The sequence below is a fragment of the Micromonospora sp. C81 genome (assembly GCF_018070425.1).
Lineage (GTDB): Bacteria > Actinomycetota > Actinomycetes > Mycobacteriales > Micromonosporaceae > Micromonospora > Micromonospora zamorensis.
The window spans coordinates 14,697-31,103 of sequence record NZ_JAGPXS010000012.1 but is presented as its reverse complement, the minus strand read 5'-3'; the positions used below and the strand labels follow the sequence as shown (position 1 = coordinate 31,103).

Genomic DNA, 16,407 nt, shown 5'->3' with positions numbered 1-16,407 from the left:
GGCGACCGGTGCCCCACCGGCGCGAGGACGAAGGAGCGCGGGCTGAGCTGGCGGGGCCGGCACGGTCCACACCGGACGTAGCATCGGCGAGGCACGATATTCAGGCGGACCACCCACCGACCGGATCGGGCACCCGACATGACGACCGAGCAGACCACGTCTCCCCCGCGTACCGGCGTCGGCATCACGGCCACCGGTCTGGGCCGCACCGTCCCACGCGGCCGCCGCATCCTCGACGACATCTCGCTGACCATCCAGCCCGGCGAGGTCGTCGCCGTCATCGGCGCGAGCGGCGCCGGCAAGACCACCCTGTTGGAGACGCTCGCCCGGGTTCGGCGGCCGACGACGGGCACCGTGGCACACGCCGGGGCCGACGCGGTCCACGCGATCGGCTTCGTGCCCCAGGACGACATCATCCACCGCGAGCTGCCACTGGCCCGGACCCTGCGGTACGCGGCCCGGCTACGCCTCCCATCCGGGACCGGGCCGACCGAGATCAGCGACCGGGTGGCCGAGGTGCTGGCCGAACTGCGGCTCGCCGAGCGGGCCGCGGTGCCGGTGGGCAGGCTCAGCGGCGGTGAGCGCAAGCGCGCCAGCATCGCCGTCGAGCTGCTCGACCGGCCCGGGGTGTTCTTCCTGGACGAGCCCACCTCCGGGCTGGACCCGGCGATCGCCGTGGAGTTGCTCCGGGTGCTGCGCACCCTCGCCGACGTGGGGACCACAGTCGTGCTCACCACCCACCAGATCACCGACGTGGACCACTGCGACCGGGTCGTGGTGCTGACCCGCCAGGGCCGCCTGGCGTTCACCGGCACACCTTCCGCCGCCCGGGAGTTCTTCGGCCTGCGGTCCCTCGCGGAGGTGCACCTGCGCCTCGACGAGGAAACCGACCCGGCCGCATGGCCCGACCGTTTCGCCGCTCAGCGCGACGCCGGCCCGCCGGCCCGCGCGACCGACCACTGCGACGTTTCCGCGCCAGCGCCCCGACGGGTCGGCCGGTTGCGTCAGTGGGCCGTCCTCACCACGCGCAACGCGGAGATCGTCGTCCGCAACCGGCTGACCCTGGCGATCCTGCTCGGCTCGCCGCTGATGGTGCTCGGCATGTTCGCGCTGCTGTTCCGGCCAGGTGCGTTCGACCCGATCCGGCCGAGCCCGACGGTGACCGTGATGATCCTGTTCTGGATCGCGTTCGGCGGCTTCTTCTTCGGGCTGACCTACGGGCTGCTGCAGATCTGCACCGAGTTGCCGATCCTGCGCCGCGAGCGGCTGGCGGGCGTCCGGCTGGTGCCGTACCTGATGGGGAAGGTCGCGGTGCTGCTTCCGCTGCTGGCCCTGGTGGACCTGGCTCTGCTCGGGGTGTTGCGCGGCATCGACCGGCTGCCACCGGTCGACGGCCGGGACTTCGCCGCCCTGTACGCGACCCTGCTGCTCTCCTCGGCGGCGGCGCTCGCCCTCGGCCTGCTGTGCTCCGCGGCCGTCTCCGACGCGGCCCAGGCGACGCTCATGCTGCCGATGCTCTGCTTCCCGCAGGTGCTGTTCGTCGGCGCGATCCTGCCGGTGCCCGCCATGGCGACCGGCGGTCAGTGGCTCAGCCACGCGATGTCGAACCGGTGGGCGTTCGAGGCCCTTGGGCACACCGCCGGGGTGGAGCAGCTCTGGCGTAACGGTGGTTCCCCGCTCGGCCCGCCGCTGCTCGCCACGTACGGTGACAGCTTCTCCCGGCCGGTGTGGGTCAACTGGCTGGTGCTCGGCGGTTTCGTGCTGCTCTTCCTGTGCGCCACCTGGGCGGTGCTGGCACGACGGGACTCCCGTGGAACGACCTGAGCCGCCGCGCACCTCCCCGACCGCCTTGCCGGGATATGCCGCCACCGGGCGGATCGACGAGCTGCGCGCCACCGAGTACCGCCACCTGGACACGGACGGGCAGGTGTATCTCGACTACGCCGGGGCCGGGGTGGCGGCACAGGCCCAGGTACGCCAACACCACGATCGGCTGCTCGCCGGGCTGTACAGCAATCCCCACTCGGAGAACCCCACCAGCGCGGCGGCAGGTTCCCTGGTGGACTCGGCCCGACGCGCGGTGCTCGACTTCTTCCACGCCGACCCGGCCGAGTACGCGGTCGTCTTCACCCCGAACGCCAGCGGCGCCTGCCGGCTGGTCGGCGAGGCGTACGACTTCGGCCGGGCCTCGCCGCTGGTGCTGACCTGGGACAACCACAACTCGGTCAACGGCATCCGGGAGTACGCCCGGGCAGCCGGCGGGGCCGTGCGTTACGTACCGCTGAGCGGGCCGGAGCTGCGGGTCGCCGAATCGGATCTGACCAGGGTGCTCGACGCCGGTCCGCGCGGGCTGGCCGGACGGTGGGGTCGTCCGGGCCGCCGGGGGTTGTTCGCCTATCCGGCGCAGAGCAACTTCTCCGGCGTGCAGCACCCGCTGAGCTGGGTGGAGTTGGCCCACCAGCACGGGTACGACGTGCTGCTCGACGCCGCCGCCTTCGCGCCGACGAACCGGTTGGACCTCAGCGTCGTCCGGCCGGATTTCGTGTGTCTGAGCTGGTACAAGCTCTTCGGCTATCCCACCGGGGTCGGCGCGCTGCTGGCCCGGCGCGACGCGCTGGCCCGGCTGCGCCGGCCGTGGTTCGCCGGCGGCACGATCCGCGCGGTCAGCGTGCAGGGCGACTGGCACCGGTCGATGGATGACGAGTCTGCGTTCGAGGACGGCACGCTCAACTTCCTGAGCATCCCGGACGTGGAGTTCGGGTTGCGCTGGCTCGACTCGATCGGCGTCGATCTCGTGCACACCCGCGTCGGCCTGCTCACCGAATGGTTGCTGGAGCGGCTGGTCACCCTGCGGCACGACACCGGTGGGCCGCTGGTCCAGGTGTACGGGCCGACGACGGGTGCGGCGCGCGGCGCGACGGTGACCTTCAACCTCCGCCATCCGGACGGCACGCTGGTCGACGAGCGGTTGGTCGCACGGGATGCCGCAGCGGCCGGCTTTTCCCTGCGTACCGGCTGTTTCTGCAACCCGGGCGCGGGTGAGGGCGCGTTCGGCATCAGGAGGGAGTCGCTGCGGCGGCGGTTGTTGGCGCGGGTCGACACGATCGACCAGTATCTCGCCGCGTTGCGGCTGCCGACGGGCGGCGCGGTCCGCGTCTCGTTCGGACTGGCCTCCACCGCGACCGACGCGGAACGCTTCGTCGCCTTCGTCCAGTCGACCTGGCTGAACCGTGAGGTCGGCGTCGAGGCTGCTCTGCCGCCCCGGCTGCGGTGTTGACCTGACCGACGGCGCGCTAGCTGACCTGGGCCACGGGCGCCGGGCGGTGCTTGATCTCCTCCATGAACGGGAACTGGGCGGTGAGCTCGGCGATCGTCATCCCGGCCTGCCAAGCCGCCGCCACCTTGGCGACCTGCAACAGGTCCATGACGTCGCCGCGCGCGAGGACCTCGCCCGAGACCCGCAGATCGATCATGAAGTATCGGGCCTGCGATCCCAGCTTCACGCAGACCACGCCCGGCTCGGAGTGCAGCTCGGCGCAGGTGAACCGGCTCCGCCCCTGCTCGGGGGCGGTGACCCGGCCGAGATCGAGGCCATGACGGGCAGCGGTTTCGATGAGCGCGGGGGCCAGGCCACCCCGCTCGACCAGATCCGGGTAGAGGCGCACACCCAGCGCCGTCGACGCGTCGCTCATGACTGACTCCCACTTCCTTGTGACAGAGACCAGCAGCGCGCAGGTTACGGGGAGGTTTCCCGCACGCCTCGCCATCCTGTCCCGGGTGGACGCCTCACGGCAATAGGAAGGGTCGATTCGACCGCTATCGAGTAGTACTCGATCGTGGCGACCTGCTTCGATGCGGCGGCTGCCGTCCACCTCGGAGACATCGATCGACCTGGTGATCCTGTCGCCCACCGGCACTCCACCGATCACTGCGCAGCATCGGGCGGTAACGGACGGTTGGCATATTGGAAACAGTCTTGACAGAAGGTCATGATATCGACATGCTTCATTCTAGAGAGCGCTCTCCGCCTCTCCGGCACGCAGCCTCCGCCACCCCCTCGCTGAGGAGCCTCCCGTGTTCACAGCCCGCCCCAGACTCCGTTTCCGCCCTCTCGTACTCATGGCGGCCGCCCTCGTCGCGACCGCCGCGGCGCTCGTCGTCCCGCCGCATCCCGACCGGGCCGAGGCCGCCATCGGCCCGATCAGCTGGCAGGACGAGTTCAACTCCCCCGCCGGCACGCCTGTCGACCAGAACAAGTGGCGGTTCGACATCGGCGGCAGCGGTTGGGGCAACAACGAGCGGCAGTACTACACGAACAGCACCAGCAACGCCGTCCACGACGGCCAGGGCAACCTCGTCATCACGGCCCGCCGGGACAACCCCGGCAACTACCAGTGCCACTACGGGCGCTGTGAGTACACGTCGGCCCGACTCCTGTCGGCGGCCACCTTCACCCAGACGTACGGTCGGTTCGAGGCGCGGATCAAGATCCCGCGCGGTCAGGGCATCTGGCCCGCGTTCTGGATGCTCGGCACCGGCGGCGGCTGGCCCGACGCCGGCGAGATCGACATCATGGAGAACATCGGCCGGGAGCCCAACACCGTGTACGGCACGGTGCACGGACCCGGCTACTCGGGCGGCGGCGGCATCACCGGCAGCCGCACCGTCGGGGCACCGCTCGCCGACGACTTCCACACCTACCGGGTCGACTGGGAGCCGAACGTGATCACCTGGTACCTGGACGGGGTGCAGTACCACCGGGTCGACCCCGCCCGACTCGGCGGCAACCGCTGGGTGTTCGACCACCCCTTCTTCATGATCCTCAACGTGGCGGTCGGCGGTAACTGGCCCGGCTACCCGGACGGCTCCACGCAGTTCCCGCAGCAGATGCTCGTCGACTACGTCCGGGTGTCCAGCTACACCTCCGACGGTGGCGGCAACCCGACTCCCGGCACCAGCCGGATCCGCGGGGCGCAGAGCGGCCGCTGCATCGACATCCCCAGCGCCAACCCGGTCGACGGCGCGAAGCTCCAGATCTGGGACTGCAACACCACCGCCGCGCAGGCCTGGACCTTCGCCTCGGACGGGACCATCCGCGCGATGGGCAAGTGCATGGACCCCGCCTGGGCCGGCACCGCCAACGGCACCGAGGTCAACCTGGTCACGTGCAACGGCAATCCCGCGCAGCGCTTCACCCTCAACGCTGCCGGCGACCTGGTCAACCTCAACGCCAACAAGTGCGTGGACGTGCGGGAAGCCAACCCCAACAACGGCGGCAAGCTGCACCTCTGGGACTGCCTCGGCGCGGCCAACCAGAAGTGGTCTCGCATCTGACGACACCAGCACCGCCGAGTGGGCCGTCCGAGCACAGCTTCGGGCGGCCCACCGCCGTGCGGGCCCCCAACCCGGGCGACTCCGGATTCAGCCGATGGCGCGGCAGGTTGTCTCCTGCCCGCTATGTTCGGATTAATCCAGATATTCGGCCGCTCCGGGAGTGAACTCATGTCGCACCACCTCGACACCCCCCTCGCCGCCCAGGGCGGCCAGCTCTACATCGACGACCTGTACGTCTTCGACGGCAACCGCGCCACGGTGTTCGTGATGGACGTCAACAGCTCGGTGACCAAGGCCGACATCAAGCGCGGCTTCCACGCCGAGGGCCGTTACGAGATCAAGATCCATGTCAACGGCGCCGAGATGGAGGATCTGACCTACCGGTTCGCCTTCGGCGAGCTCGACGGTGACAACAGGCAGACCTTCCAGCTGTACGAGCTGACCGGGGCGGACGCCCGCGACGACGCCGCGATGGGCACTCCCATCGCGGAGGGGCGCACCGGCGAGGTGACGACCGGCGGCAACGTCCGGATCTGGGCCGGGCGGATCACCGACCCGTTCTTCATCGATCTCGACGAACTCTCCACCATCAACGGCGCGGTGAAGGACGGGTCGATGGTGGACCGCTCAGCGTGGCGCGTCGACCAGGCCAAGAACAGCTTCGCGGGCACGACAGTGGAGTCGATAGTCCTTGAGGTCTCCCATGACGAGCCGTTGCTGCGCGACGGCACCGAGATCGGCGTGTGGTGTCGCACGCTGCTGGCCACCGATGCCGGTGGCTGGCGCCAGATCAACCGCGCCGGCCACCCCATGATGTGGCCGATCTTCTGGCCGCACGACACCGACTTCTCGAATCCCGCCAACTTCCGCCACCCCAGTCAAGACCTCACCGAGGACGGCGAGGAGATCGCCAACGCCGTCGCGGGTGTCGTCGCGGCGAACGGCACCGCACCGGACCCCCAGGCGTACGGCTGGAGCGTCGCCCGACAGCTCTACCCCGACATGCTGTCGTACAAGGTCGGCACGGCCGCGAACTTCGGCTTCGCGATCCGCAACGGGCGCACCATGGCGGACAACGCGCCCGAGGTGATGTTCTCCCTGATCCTCAACACCGGCACCACCTCCGGGCTCACCCCGGAGGTCACCAAGTCGGCCCGTGCCGCCTCCTTCCCCTACGTGGTCCCGGCCTGACGGAGATCCGCGAGGCGCACACGAGCCGTCGCTCACCGAGAAGTCGGGGTATCCGGAACGTTCGGATACCCCGACTCTCGCTGAGAGCGGTGGATCGTCCACCCCCAGATGACCCGCTCGGGCATCGACTCCGCCTGCCGGAGTGACCCTGCGTCATTCAGCCCCTAATGGGGCATTTGCGTAGTTACGCTCGAACTGCTTCCCATGGGTTATTCAGGACACAAGGAGACTTGATGCGTAGAAAGTTTCTCGCGGGCTTGGCCGGCGTTGCCGCCGTCGTCGCGCTCGCCGGGCCGGCCGCCGCGGACACGACGGGCGACACGGTCGTGACCCTCACCGTCGACGCCGCCGGTGGTCTCTCGATCACGGTGCCGGCGACCGCGAACATCGGCAACGGGGTGGAGGGCACGACCATCTCCGGTCAACTCGGCCCGGTCACCGTGCTGGACCAGCGTGGAGCGCTCACCCCCAACTGGACCGCCAACGTCACCTCCACCGACTTCGTCACCGGCGGCGGCAGCTCCGGGGAGACGATCCCCAACATCAACGTCCTGTACTGGTCCGGCCCCGCCACGGCGACCGCCGGCGGCGGCACCTTCACGCCGGGTCAGCCCACCGCCGCCCAGCAGGCGATCGTCAACGTCCCCCGGACGGCGATGAGCCACACCGGCGGCACGGGAAACAACTTCGCCACCTGGAACCCCACACTGGTGGTGAACGTGCCCGTCGGCACCGTCCAAGGTGTCTACACGGGGACGGTGACACATTCGGTGTTCTGACCCGCTCGGCCGGCTGGTGCTGCTGGCCTCGGTCGCCCTCGTGGCGCTCGGGGTTTCGGCGGCACCAGCCGCTGCCGTGCGGGAGCAGCGACAGGAGCCCGCCGAGGACGCCGCCATCAGCATCCGCATGCTGGACATCCCCGCCAGCAGGGTGCAGGATCCCCGGGCCCAGGTCTACATCGTGGATCACCTGAAGCCCGGGGCGACGATCAACCGTCGGGTCGAGGTGGAGAACACCTCCGGCGAGTCACAGAAGATCGATTTCTATTCCGGGGCGGCATCGGTCGAGAACAACGCCTTCACCGTTCCCGAGGGACGCGCGGGCAACGAACTCAGCGGTTGGATCCGGCTGAAGACCTCCGGGATCGAGCTGGACCCGGGCGAGCGACGGCCGGTCGAGGTCGAGATCGCCGTGCCGAGGAAGGCGTCGAAGGGTGAGCGGTACGGGGCGATCTGGGCCCAAGTCACCAGCGCGAAGGAGCGCACCGGCAACATCACCCAGATCCACCGGGTGGGCATCCGGGTCTACCTCGACATCGGTCCGGGTGGCGAGCCGCCGACGGACTTCCGCATCGACGGGCTGGCCGCGGAACCCGGACCCGGCGAGTTTCCGGTGATCACCGCGAAGGTCACCAACACCGGCGAGCGCGCGCTGGACATGACCGGCACCCTGTCGCTGACCAGGGCGGCGGTCCAGGCCGGCCCGTTCAAGGTGACCAACGGCGTGACGATCCTGCCCGGCCAGAGCGGCCAGGTCCAGATCGAGGTCAACCAGGCACTGCCCGCGGGGACCTGGGACGTGCGCGCGAAGCTGGCCAGCGGCATCGTCGAACGCACGGCGACCGGGAAGATCAGCCTGCCCGTCGCGGTGCCGATGGTGGTCGCGAACTCCGCCGGGCCGAACTGGTTGGTCTACGCGGTCGGCGGGATCGCCCTGTTGGTGCTCGTCACCCTTGCCGGCTGGTATCTCGTCCGCCGACAACGCACCCGGCTCGCCTGACCTCCGGTCCACACAGACTGCCCGGCCGTTTCCCGAGGAACGGCCGGGCAGTGATGTTTCTCAGAACCCGGCCCCGGCGCCGCGGACCCTAGATGACCGAGTGCGTCACGGCCGCCGCGTAGTCGCCGACCACCACCCCCGGCGGGAGCGTCACCCAGAGGGTCGGGTTCCAGGTGACGGAGTTCGGGCCGCCGGTCTGGCCGGACCACCTGGCGGCCGTACGCGTGGTGTCCAGCACCGCGCCGGCCTGCGGGACGAAGGTGCCGACGCCGGTGGTGGTCAGGGCGGCACCGGAGGCGTACGTGATGCTGCTGTTCGGGATCGTCTCGCCGGCCGAGCCGGAGCCCGTGGTGAAGCTCGTGCTGGAGACGACGCTGACCCAGTTTCCGGAGAACGGCCCGCGATCGTCGGTCACGGTCACCGGGCCGAGTTGGCCCGAGACGCCGGTCGTGCCCGCGCTGGCGGTGCCGAGCGGGGAGATCGCCGGGACGCTGATGGAGAGCCCACCGAGCGGGCTGATGACCAATTCGACTCCTCGGGTCGCCGACTGGTCGAACGAGTCGGTCACCCGGACGGTGAACGGAAATGTTCCGGACACGGTGGGCGTACCGGCGAGCAGACCGGTGACCGGGTCGAGGGTCAGCCCGGCGGGCAGGCTCCCGGCGCTCACCGCCCAGGCGAAGGGACCCGTCCCGCCGGTCACCGTCAGCTGGTACTGGTACGGGTCGTACGCCCTGCCGGGCGGCGGCGGTGCAAAGGTCAACGTCGGTGCCGCGTTGACCGTGACCGACCCGGAGGAGGCCGACTGTGGACCGGTCCCGGCGGCGTTGGTCGCGGCCACCCGGAAGGTGTACGTGGTGCCAGCGGTCAGCCCGGTGACGATCCGGGTCGTGGCGGTCCCGGTGAAGGCCTGGGGTGTCTGCGCCACGTCGCCGAGGTAGGGCGTCACTGTGTAGCCGGTGATCGGCGAGCCGCCGTTGGCCGGGGCGGTCCAGGTCAGCGTGGCGGCGTTGGTCCCCGCCGTGGCCGAGGTGATCGTCGGTGCTCCCGGCAGGGTGTACGGGACCACGGCCGCCGAGGGCGGGCTGGCCGTGCTGGTGCCGTACGCGTTCACCGCCGCCACCCGGAAGGCGTACGAGGCGCCAGCGGTCAGTCCCGTCAACGTGCGGCTGGTGGTGGAGGCGTCGAAGGAGAGGGTCGGTTGGACGACACCGTCGCGGATCGGGGTGATCAGGTAGCCGGTGATCGGGCTGCCGTTGTCCGACGGCGCAGTCCAGTTCACTGTGGCGCTGGTGACGCCTGCTGCCGCGGTCGGTGTGGCCGGGGTGCCCGGCGCGGACGCGTAGACGTAACTCGCCGATCCCGCCGAGCCTCGGGTGACGACGCTGACCGTGACCGTCGCCGGGCTGGACCGGGCGGGCATGGATGAGATGCCGAGGGTGCCGCCCGGGTTCACTGTGAAGCAGCCGGCGGCCGGGCCGGAGGTACACGGCAACAGCAGCACCGACGTGCCGGCCTGCTGTTCGGCGGCCGTACCGATGGTGATCGCTGTCGCTCCGGTGAGGTTGCTGCCGCCCACTGTGACCGCGATTCCCCCGGAGACCGAGCTCTGGTCCGGGGTGACGGTGACGCCAGCGGGTGCGGTGGCCGGCGCGACGGGTGTGGTGACTGTGGAGAGACCCGGGTTCGCGTCGATCGAGGACGAGGTCGCCACCGTCGTGGTCTGGATCAGCGACGGCGTCACCGCTGTGCCGGTGACGGTTGCCGCGACCGTGATCGGCGGCAGCGAGGTGTCACCGGCGAACGGGCCGTTGCTGTTGGTGCAGCTGATGGTCTGTCCGGACGGGGCGCCGCAGACCCAGCCGGAGCCGTACGCGCCGCGCGGTACGACACCGGTGGGCATGGTCTGGGTGACAGTGATCGGCGACGTCTCGGTGGCCCCGGCGTCGACGCCTGCGGTGATCGAGTAGGTGACCGGGTCACCGGGCTGCGGGTTGGCCCCGACCGCGCTGGTCTGTGACACGTTCAGGTCCGGTACCGGGTTGAAGCTGACCGTCCGGGCGTTGTCGACCTCGTGGAAGTCGGTGACCGAGCCGGTCGAGGCGACCCATCCGAAGGCCAGTTGCCGGGGGTAGCCGCTGGCGTTCAGCCAGGTCGGCGACGGGTACAGACTCGGTGACACAACCGGGAGGCTGCCGGCCAGGGTCCGCGCCGACCCGCCGACCGGGGTGAACCTGACCCGGTACTCCCCCGCCGGAACGGTGATGCCGGTGTCCGTGGTGAACGAGGACGAGGTGGTGTTGGCGACCACCTCGACCGGCACCACCGAGGCGGCCCGGGTGGCGGCCCGCAATGCCAGTGCAGCCGAGGAGGTGCTGGTGGCGGTGCTGTTGATCGCGCAGTAGCCGACGCTGTTGCGGCCCGGTCCGCGCACCACGACCTGGCCGGGGACCCGGCCGTTGGTGGTCGAGATGTACGGCGGGTTCGTGCACCCGGTCCCCTGGTAGGTGCTGTTGCTGAAGTTGCCGAAGACGTCCAGCCCGATGCCGAGGTAACCGTTGGAGAGGCCCACCGAGGCGCCGTTGAACGCTGCCGAGTAGCCCAGTGACCCACCCGGCTGCCCGAGGGTGGACGGGGGTCTCGGGTTGGCCGGGTCGACAGCGGCCAACACGAACGCGAGGCCGTCCGCGCCCGGGTTGTTGCCGCCGTACTGGTAGGTGTTGAAGGTGACGTGCAGCCCCTGCGAGGTCGGCACACTCACCGCACCGACCACCCCACCCTGGCGGGTGACGGTGGCGGGGGTGAGGCGCAGCTTGCCCGCGCCCTGCGGGTCGGTGGAGGTGAGGCAGCTGAGCAGGGGTCCGGTGGCCGAGTTGCCCGCCGCGCTGAGACAGGCGGCGTTGGTCGCGGAGGCGCCGGGCACACCTGGCACCGCCACAGCGCCGAGGCCGTTCGCTGTGTTGTTGTGAAACGGCTGGTCGAACAGGACGGACCCGGCCGCCCGCGCCGGTTGCGGCGCGAACGCGAGGACCCCCGCGATCACGACGACGACCAGCGCCGCGGTGCTGGTCGGACGACGCCGGCCCCAAAACGACATGCCCACTCCCAGCTTTCACTCCAGTCCCGTTCTGGACTATATCCCCCCAAAACGCCCATATTTCCCGTACGACGGAGATGGCCGGACGACCCAGCGGCGACCAACAGGCCGTGAAAGCCAACTGACCTCCTCGGCGATGCCGAGGAGGTCAGTGGACGAAAAGCGAGCTGTGTCAGCCCTCGATGTCACGGGGGTCACGACTGCGGGGGTAGGTGTTCTTCTCCCCGATCGTGCCGTCCTGCTTCTTGATCACGTGTTCGACGCCACGGTCGGCGGCCATCTCGCGGCCCTGCGCCTGCGCGTCGGCCTTCACGTCATGCGTGCTGCTGGCCCGCTCGTTGCCCTCCGGCTTGTTCTTCCACTGCCCGTCCTCTTGGTAGGTATCGACGTCACCCTTGGCCATGGCCGGCTCCCTTCCCGCGTCTGAATGTCTCCCGAATCAGTGCCCCCAGGCACACCGGGGCAAACTGCCGTCCTCAGGAGACGGCCGCAGGGCAGTTGTTGCTCGTCCGCTTGACCGTGTATTCGCGGTCGTCGGTGGTGACGGTCGACGGCACCCCGTCGAAGTGGGTCTCCACCTTGTCCCAGCCGCGTCGCTGCTCATAGTGCAGGTGCGGCGCGCCGGAGTTGCCGGTGCTGCCGAGCCGCCCGATCTGCTCACCCTGGGCGACCTTCTGACCGACCTCGACCAGCGGTGGTTCGAGCATGTGCAGGTACTGCGTCTCCCACTTGCCGCCGTGGTCGATCTTCACCCAGTAACCGCCACCCCGCCCCCGTGGGCCGTCGGGATTGTCCGGGGTACGGCCACCGAGCGAGCCGTTGATGCCCGCCACCGTGACGGTGCCGGCGTACGACGCGAGCACCGGCCGCCCCCACGCCTCGCCCTCGGTGGGGAACAGGTCGACGTCGTAGTCGTCGTGGCCGGGGTAGGTGCCCAGTTGCCACGTCTCGCCGCAGCTGACCGGCATCTGGAAGAGCGGGCGCGGACCCGCCGGTCGCAGCATCGGCACCACGACCAGCGCGACGCCGAGAACGGCCGCCACCGCGACGAGCGCAAGGAGAACCCGGACAGTGCGGTTTCGAGGGCGGCGGTGGGTGCGGGCTGTGTCGGGGCGGCCGGTCGTCACCGGCCCGAGCATGGCAGACGCCGGCAACGCTTCCGCTCCCGGCCGCCCGACCGAAGGAGACATTGCAGTCGCATCGTGAAGGGGGTACGGTCAGATGCAATGCAGTCGTATTGCAACGAGAGTGGGCCCCATGCACGTGATCGCGTTGTCCGAGGCGACCACCCAGATGCTCGACCTGGTCGGGGGCAAGGCCGCCGGGTTGGGTGAGCTGATCCGGCGCGGTGAACGGGTCCCCGAGGGCTTCTGCGTCACCACCGAGGCCCACCGACTCGGCGTCATCCCGACGGCCGAGGTCGTCGCCGCCTACGAGCGGCTCGGGGCGGGCCCGGTGGCGGTGCGCTCCAGCGCCACCGCGGAGGACCTGCCCGACGCCAGCTTCGCCGGGCAGCAGGACACCGTCCTCAACGTCACGGGCACCACCGAGCTGATCGCCGCCATCGAGACCTGCTGGGATTCGCTGCACAGCGACCGGGCGACCGCCTACCGCGACGCCCGCCAGATCGTTCATCAGACGGTGCGGATGGCCGTCGTCGTGCAACGCATGATCACGCCCACGGTGGCGGGGGTGCTGTTCACCGCGAACCCGCTGACCGGGCGTCGCGACGAGATGGCGGTCGACGCCGCTGCCGGCCTCGGGACGACCGTGGTGGACGGCGCAGCGACCGTCGACCACTACGTCCTCGACGGCGTCCCACGAGACGACGACACGGGATGCCTGACGTCCGCCCACCTGGCCGAGCTGCGGGCCACTGGCGAGCGGTTGCAGGCCCACTTCGGCTCCCCCCAGGACGTGGAGTGGGCGATCGACGCCGACGACGTCCTGTGGCTGCTGCAGTCCCGGCCGATCACCAGCCTGTTCCCCCTCCCACCACGGACCGGGGAGCCTCTCCCCCGGGTCTACCTGGAGTTCGGTCACGTCCAGGGCATGCTGCAACCGGTCACCCCGATGGGCATGTCGACACTGCGGACGCAGATCGCCGCGATGCTCGCCGCGCTCGGCGTGCGGGTCGACATCGTCGACATCGGTGGCCGGCTCTACGGCGACCTGAGCGACCTGGCGCGAGACAGGTCGTCCCGCAGGCGACTGGTGAAGCTCCTGGCGGTCGACTTCGGGCCGCGCGCCCAGGCGGTGATGCAGCACGTGCTGGCGGACCCCCGGTTCGCCCCGACCAGCGGCGGGGCCCGGCGCGGTGGGGCACAGGGTGCCGCGTCGCTGCGGACGGCCGGCCGCGCGGTGGTGGGGATCCTGCGGGCTCTGGCCCGCCCGGAGGCAGCACGGATCCGCATGTTCGAGGCGATCGAGCAGATGAGGGTACGGTCAGCCGCCCCCGCCGATCTGCGGACCGCCGCCGACCGGTTGCGCTTCGTGCAGGCGCAGGACTCCGACGACAGCGCCGACGCCATCATGTGGCCGATCGTGGCGGGGATGCTCGCCGCCGCGCTGCCGACCGCGCTGCTCAAGGGCGTCGCCGGCCCGCACGAGATCCACACCGTGCTGGGCGGCATGCCGCACAACGTCACCATCGAGATGGACCTGGCCCTGTGGCGGCTCGCCCAGGGCGCGGGCGACCACCGTCAGCTCCTCCTCGACACCCCGCCGGCCGAGCTGGCCACGCGCCACCTGCGCGGAACGCTGCCCGACATCGGCATGACCACCTTCCTCGACGTCTACGGTCACCGGGGCGTCGCCGAAGTCGACCTCGGCGTGCCGCGCTGGGCGGAGGACCCCACGCCGGTGTTCGCCGCGGTCGCCAACTACCTGCGGGTTACCGATCCGCGGCAGGGGCCCGACCAGCGCTTCCAGCGGGCCGCCGCCACAGCGGAGGCGTCGCTGACGGCACTGGTCGCGCGAGCCCGCCGTCGGCGCCCGGTGCGGGGCCGCATCGCCGGCTTCCTGCTGCGCCGGGCGCGGTCGTTGGCCGGCCTGCGCGAGGCCGGCAAGTTCGCCGGGCTGTACCCGCTGCGCGAGACGCGCCGCCAACTGCTGCTCATCGGCGCCGACCTGCACGGCTCGGGATTGCTGGACCAGCCCGACGACATCATGTTCCTGACCCTCGACGAGGTGCACGCCGCCGTACACCAGGGTGTGGATCCGCGCGGGACCGTGACCGCCCGACGGGCGGTGCACCGCCGGGAGTTGCGTCGCAGGACGGTGCCGGTGGCGCTGCTCTCCGACGGCACGGACGTGGAGACCGTGCTGCCGGCGCGGCCCGCCGGCGACGGGACGCTCGCCGGCGTGGGCGCGTCGGCGGGCCGGGTGACCGGCCCGGCCCGGGTCGTCCACGATCCGGGCACCGCCCACATCGAGCCGGGCGACGTCCTGGTGGCCGCGACCACGGACCCCGGCTGGACCCCGCTCTTCCTCACCGCCGCGGCGCTGGTCACCGAGACCGGCGCGATCATGGCGCACGGACCGACGGTGGCCCGCGAGTACGGCATTCCCGCCGTCATCTGCGTACCGGACGCCACCCGGACGATCTCCACGGGACAGCTCGTCACCGTGGACGGTGGCGCCGGCACCATCACGGTCCACTGACCGTCGGCACCTACCGAGAAGGACGACCATGACCGACACGACGGCACCGACCAGGGCGCGGGTGGGCCCGCTGCTGCGCCGGGCGGCCCAGGCCGAGGCCGCGACCTGGCGCAGCCTGTACGTCTGGGCCCGGCGCCGCCCCCTGCCGCTGGAGCGCGGCGACGAGCCGTTCGGCTACCTCGGCGTGGTCAAGCCGATCCTGGGCATCTTCATCGGCCTGTCGGTCGTGGAGATCCCCATCTTCGATGTCGTCGTCACCCACGTGGTGCCGTGGCGGCCCGCCCGTTGGATCGTGCTCGGCCTCGGCATCTGGGGTCTGCTCTGGATGATCGGGCTGTTCGCCAGCATGACGATCCACCCGCACATCGTGGGCGACCGGGGTCTGCGGGTGCGGCTCAGCTCGGGCATCGACATCTTCATCCCGTGGACCGACGTCGAGGCCCTGCGCAAGCGTCACCGCTCGCTGCCGTCGAGCAGGTCGGTGCAGGTCGAGCAGGAAGGCGACCGTCGGGTGGTGTCCGTCTCCGTCGGCAGCCAGACGAGCATCGACGTCCTGCTGCGCCGGCCGTTGACCGTCGACCTGGCGAAGACCGGGTCCACGCCCGTGGACGAGCTGCGGCTGTACGCCGACGACCCGGACGGCCTCCTGCGGAGCGCGCGCGGCGCCCCCGCGAGCACCACCGTCAGCCGGTGACCGCCGCCGCGCCGGCGGGGTGTCCGGGTCACCCATTGTGAAACGATCGAGGCCATGCCCAAGAAGGTCGATCACCAGGAGCGACGCACCCTCATCGCGGACGCGCTGATGCGGGTCGCCGCGGATCAGGGCCTGGAGGCCGTCAGCCTCCGTCACGTTGCTGCCGAGGCCGGCGTGTCCGCGGGCATGGTCCAGCACTACTTCCGGACCAAGGACGAGATGATGGCGTTCGCGATGGCGGTGGTCCGCGAACGCGGCCAGATCCGGGTCACCGAGGCCCTGGCGCGCCTGGGCGAGAACCCCGCCCCCCGGCTGCTGCTGCGCACGATGATCGCCGCGCTGTTGCCGCTCGACGACCGGACCCGTGACGACGGGCGGGTGGCGCTGGCATTCCTCGCCTACACAGCGGTACGACCGGCGTCCGCGACCGGTCTGCGCGCCGACACCATGCAGCTGACCGGTTTCATCGCCAGCGTCCTACCCACCGGAGACGCCGCCGAGGCGGCCGGCCTGCTCGCGCTGATGGAGGGGCTGGGCCTCTATCTGCTGGGCGGGCAGTACACCGCCGAGCAGGCGCTGGACGCGCTGGACGCCCAGCTGGACCTGCTCTTCGGCTCGTCGGCGGCCGCCTGAGCGGTCGCGGTCGTAG

General features: G+C 70.8%; 13 protein-coding genes. 9 read left to right on the top strand and 4 right to left on the bottom strand.

The window, feature by feature from the left end; genetic code table 11:
- The first annotated feature begins 138 nt into the window (after positions 1-138).
- Both KBX46_RS19935 and KBX46_RS19930 read left to right on the top strand, forming a co-directional pair.
- The gene (locus KBX46_RS19935; RefSeq protein ID WP_210793605.1) at positions 139-1,824 is read left to right on the top strand and encodes an ATP-binding cassette domain-containing protein; all 1,686 of its coding nucleotides are present in this window, start codon (positions 139-141) and stop codon (positions 1,822-1,824) included.
- Complete coding sequence (locus KBX46_RS19930; protein WP_210793604.1) at positions 1,811-3,277, top strand: aminotransferase class V-fold PLP-dependent enzyme; 1,467 nt, start codon at positions 1,811-1,813, stop codon at positions 3,275-3,277. Before KBX46_RS19935 ends, KBX46_RS19930 begins: the two co-directional genes overlap by 14 nt.
- A 16-nt stretch (positions 3,278-3,293) precedes the next feature.
- Here the strand turns inward: KBX46_RS19930 and KBX46_RS19925 are convergent, their stop codons facing one another.
- Positions 3,294-3,692: a hypothetical protein gene (locus KBX46_RS19925; RefSeq protein ID WP_210793603.1), complete on the bottom strand. Its 399-nt coding sequence runs from the start codon at positions 3,690-3,692 to the stop codon at positions 3,294-3,296.
- A gap of 382 nt (positions 3,693-4,074) precedes the next feature.
- Here KBX46_RS19925 and KBX46_RS19920 point away from each other — a divergent pair, with 382 nt between their 5' ends.
- The 4 genes from KBX46_RS19920 to KBX46_RS19905 all read left to right on the top strand — a co-directional run bounded on the left by KBX46_RS19920 (position 4,075) and on the right by KBX46_RS19905 (position 8,304).
- Positions 4,075-5,334 carry a family 16 glycosylhydrolase gene (locus KBX46_RS19920; protein WP_308159625.1) on the top strand — a complete coding sequence of 420 codons (1,260 nt, stop codon included), beginning with the start codon at positions 4,075-4,077 and terminating at the stop codon, positions 5,332-5,334.
- Positions 5,335-5,502: 168 nt separating this feature from the next.
- Positions 5,503-6,525 (top strand): DUF4331 family protein, encoded by a 1,023-nt coding sequence (locus KBX46_RS19915; RefSeq protein WP_210793602.1) that lies wholly within the window; start codon positions 5,503-5,505, stop codon positions 6,523-6,525.
- Between the two features lie 233 nt (positions 6,526-6,758).
- Positions 6,759-7,304, top strand: a complete 546-nt coding sequence (locus KBX46_RS19910) for a hypothetical protein (RefSeq protein WP_210793601.1) — start codon at positions 6,759-6,761, stop codon at positions 7,302-7,304.
- Positions 7,305-7,320: 16 nt separating this feature from the next.
- Entirely contained in the window at positions 7,321-8,304 is a 984-nt protein-coding gene (locus KBX46_RS19905; RefSeq protein ID WP_210793600.1) for a hypothetical protein, read from the top strand.
- Positions 8,305-8,392: 88 nt separating this feature from the next.
- Here KBX46_RS19905 and KBX46_RS19900 read toward each other — a convergent pair whose 3' ends face one another.
- From KBX46_RS19900 to KBX46_RS19890, 3 genes are all read right to left on the bottom strand, one after another.
- On the bottom strand, positions 8,393-11,401 hold the full coding sequence (locus tag KBX46_RS19900; protein ID WP_210793599.1) for a fibronectin type III domain-containing protein: 3,009 nt from the start codon (positions 11,399-11,401) through the stop codon (positions 8,393-8,395).
- A 172-nt stretch (positions 11,402-11,573) separates the two neighbouring features.
- Positions 11,574-11,804: a DUF2188 domain-containing protein gene (locus tag KBX46_RS19895; RefSeq protein WP_088947139.1), complete on the bottom strand. Its 231-nt coding sequence runs from the start codon at positions 11,802-11,804 to the stop codon at positions 11,574-11,576.
- Positions 11,805-11,877: 73 nt separating this feature from the next.
- The gene (locus tag KBX46_RS19890; RefSeq protein ID WP_210793705.1) at positions 11,878-12,540 is read right to left on the bottom strand and encodes a M23 family metallopeptidase; all 663 of its coding nucleotides are present in this window, start codon (positions 12,538-12,540) and stop codon (positions 11,878-11,880) included.
- Between the two features lie 118 nt (positions 12,541-12,658).
- Between KBX46_RS19890 and KBX46_RS19885 the strand changes: the two genes are divergently transcribed.
- From KBX46_RS19885 to KBX46_RS19875, 3 genes are read left to right on the top strand one after another with little or no spacing between them, the layout of a single operon-like run.
- On the top strand, positions 12,659-15,064 hold the full coding sequence (locus tag KBX46_RS19885) for a PEP/pyruvate-binding domain-containing protein (protein WP_210793598.1): 2,406 nt from the start codon (positions 12,659-12,661) through the stop codon (positions 15,062-15,064).
- A gap of 28 nt (positions 15,065-15,092) precedes the next feature.
- Entirely contained in the window at positions 15,093-15,758 is a 666-nt protein-coding gene (locus KBX46_RS19880) for a hypothetical protein (protein WP_210793597.1), read from the top strand.
- A 54-nt stretch (positions 15,759-15,812) separates the two neighbouring features.
- A complete protein-coding gene (locus KBX46_RS19875; protein WP_210793596.1) occupies positions 15,813-16,391 on the top strand; it encodes a TetR/AcrR family transcriptional regulator in 579 nt (192 codons plus the stop codon).
- Positions 16,392-16,407: the final 16 nt, after the last annotated feature.

Bases quoted from the DNA above. Each gene is read 5' to 3' on its own strand.
- KBX46_RS19935 (WP_210793605.1), top strand. From the start codon at position 139: ATGACGACCGAGCAGACCACGTCTCCCCCGCGTACCGGCGTCGGCATC.
- KBX46_RS19925 (WP_210793603.1), bottom strand. From the start codon at position 3,692: ATGAGCGACGCGTCGACGGCGCTGGGTGTGCGCCTCTACCCGGATCTG.
- KBX46_RS19915 (WP_210793602.1), top strand. From the start codon at position 5,503: ATGTCGCACCACCTCGACACCCCCCTCGCCGCCCAGGGCGGCCAGCTC.
- KBX46_RS19910 (WP_210793601.1), top strand. From the start codon at position 6,759: ATGCGTAGAAAGTTTCTCGCGGGCTTGGCCGGCGTTGCCGCCGTCGTC.
- KBX46_RS19900 (WP_210793599.1), bottom strand. From the start codon at position 11,401: ATGTCGTTTTGGGGCCGGCGTCGTCCGACCAGCACCGCGGCGCTGGTC.
- KBX46_RS19895 (WP_088947139.1), bottom strand. From the start codon at position 11,804: ATGGCCAAGGGTGACGTCGATACCTACCAAGAGGACGGGCAGTGGAAG.
- KBX46_RS19890 (WP_210793705.1), bottom strand. From the start codon at position 12,540: ATGCTCGGGCCGGTGACGACCGGCCGCCCCGACACAGCCCGCACCCAC.
- KBX46_RS19885 (WP_210793598.1), top strand. From the start codon at position 12,659: ATGCACGTGATCGCGTTGTCCGAGGCGACCACCCAGATGCTCGACCTG.
- KBX46_RS19880 (WP_210793597.1), top strand. From the start codon at position 15,093: ATGACCGACACGACGGCACCGACCAGGGCGCGGGTGGGCCCGCTGCTG.
- KBX46_RS19875 (WP_210793596.1), top strand. From the start codon at position 15,813: ATGCCCAAGAAGGTCGATCACCAGGAGCGACGCACCCTCATCGCGGAC.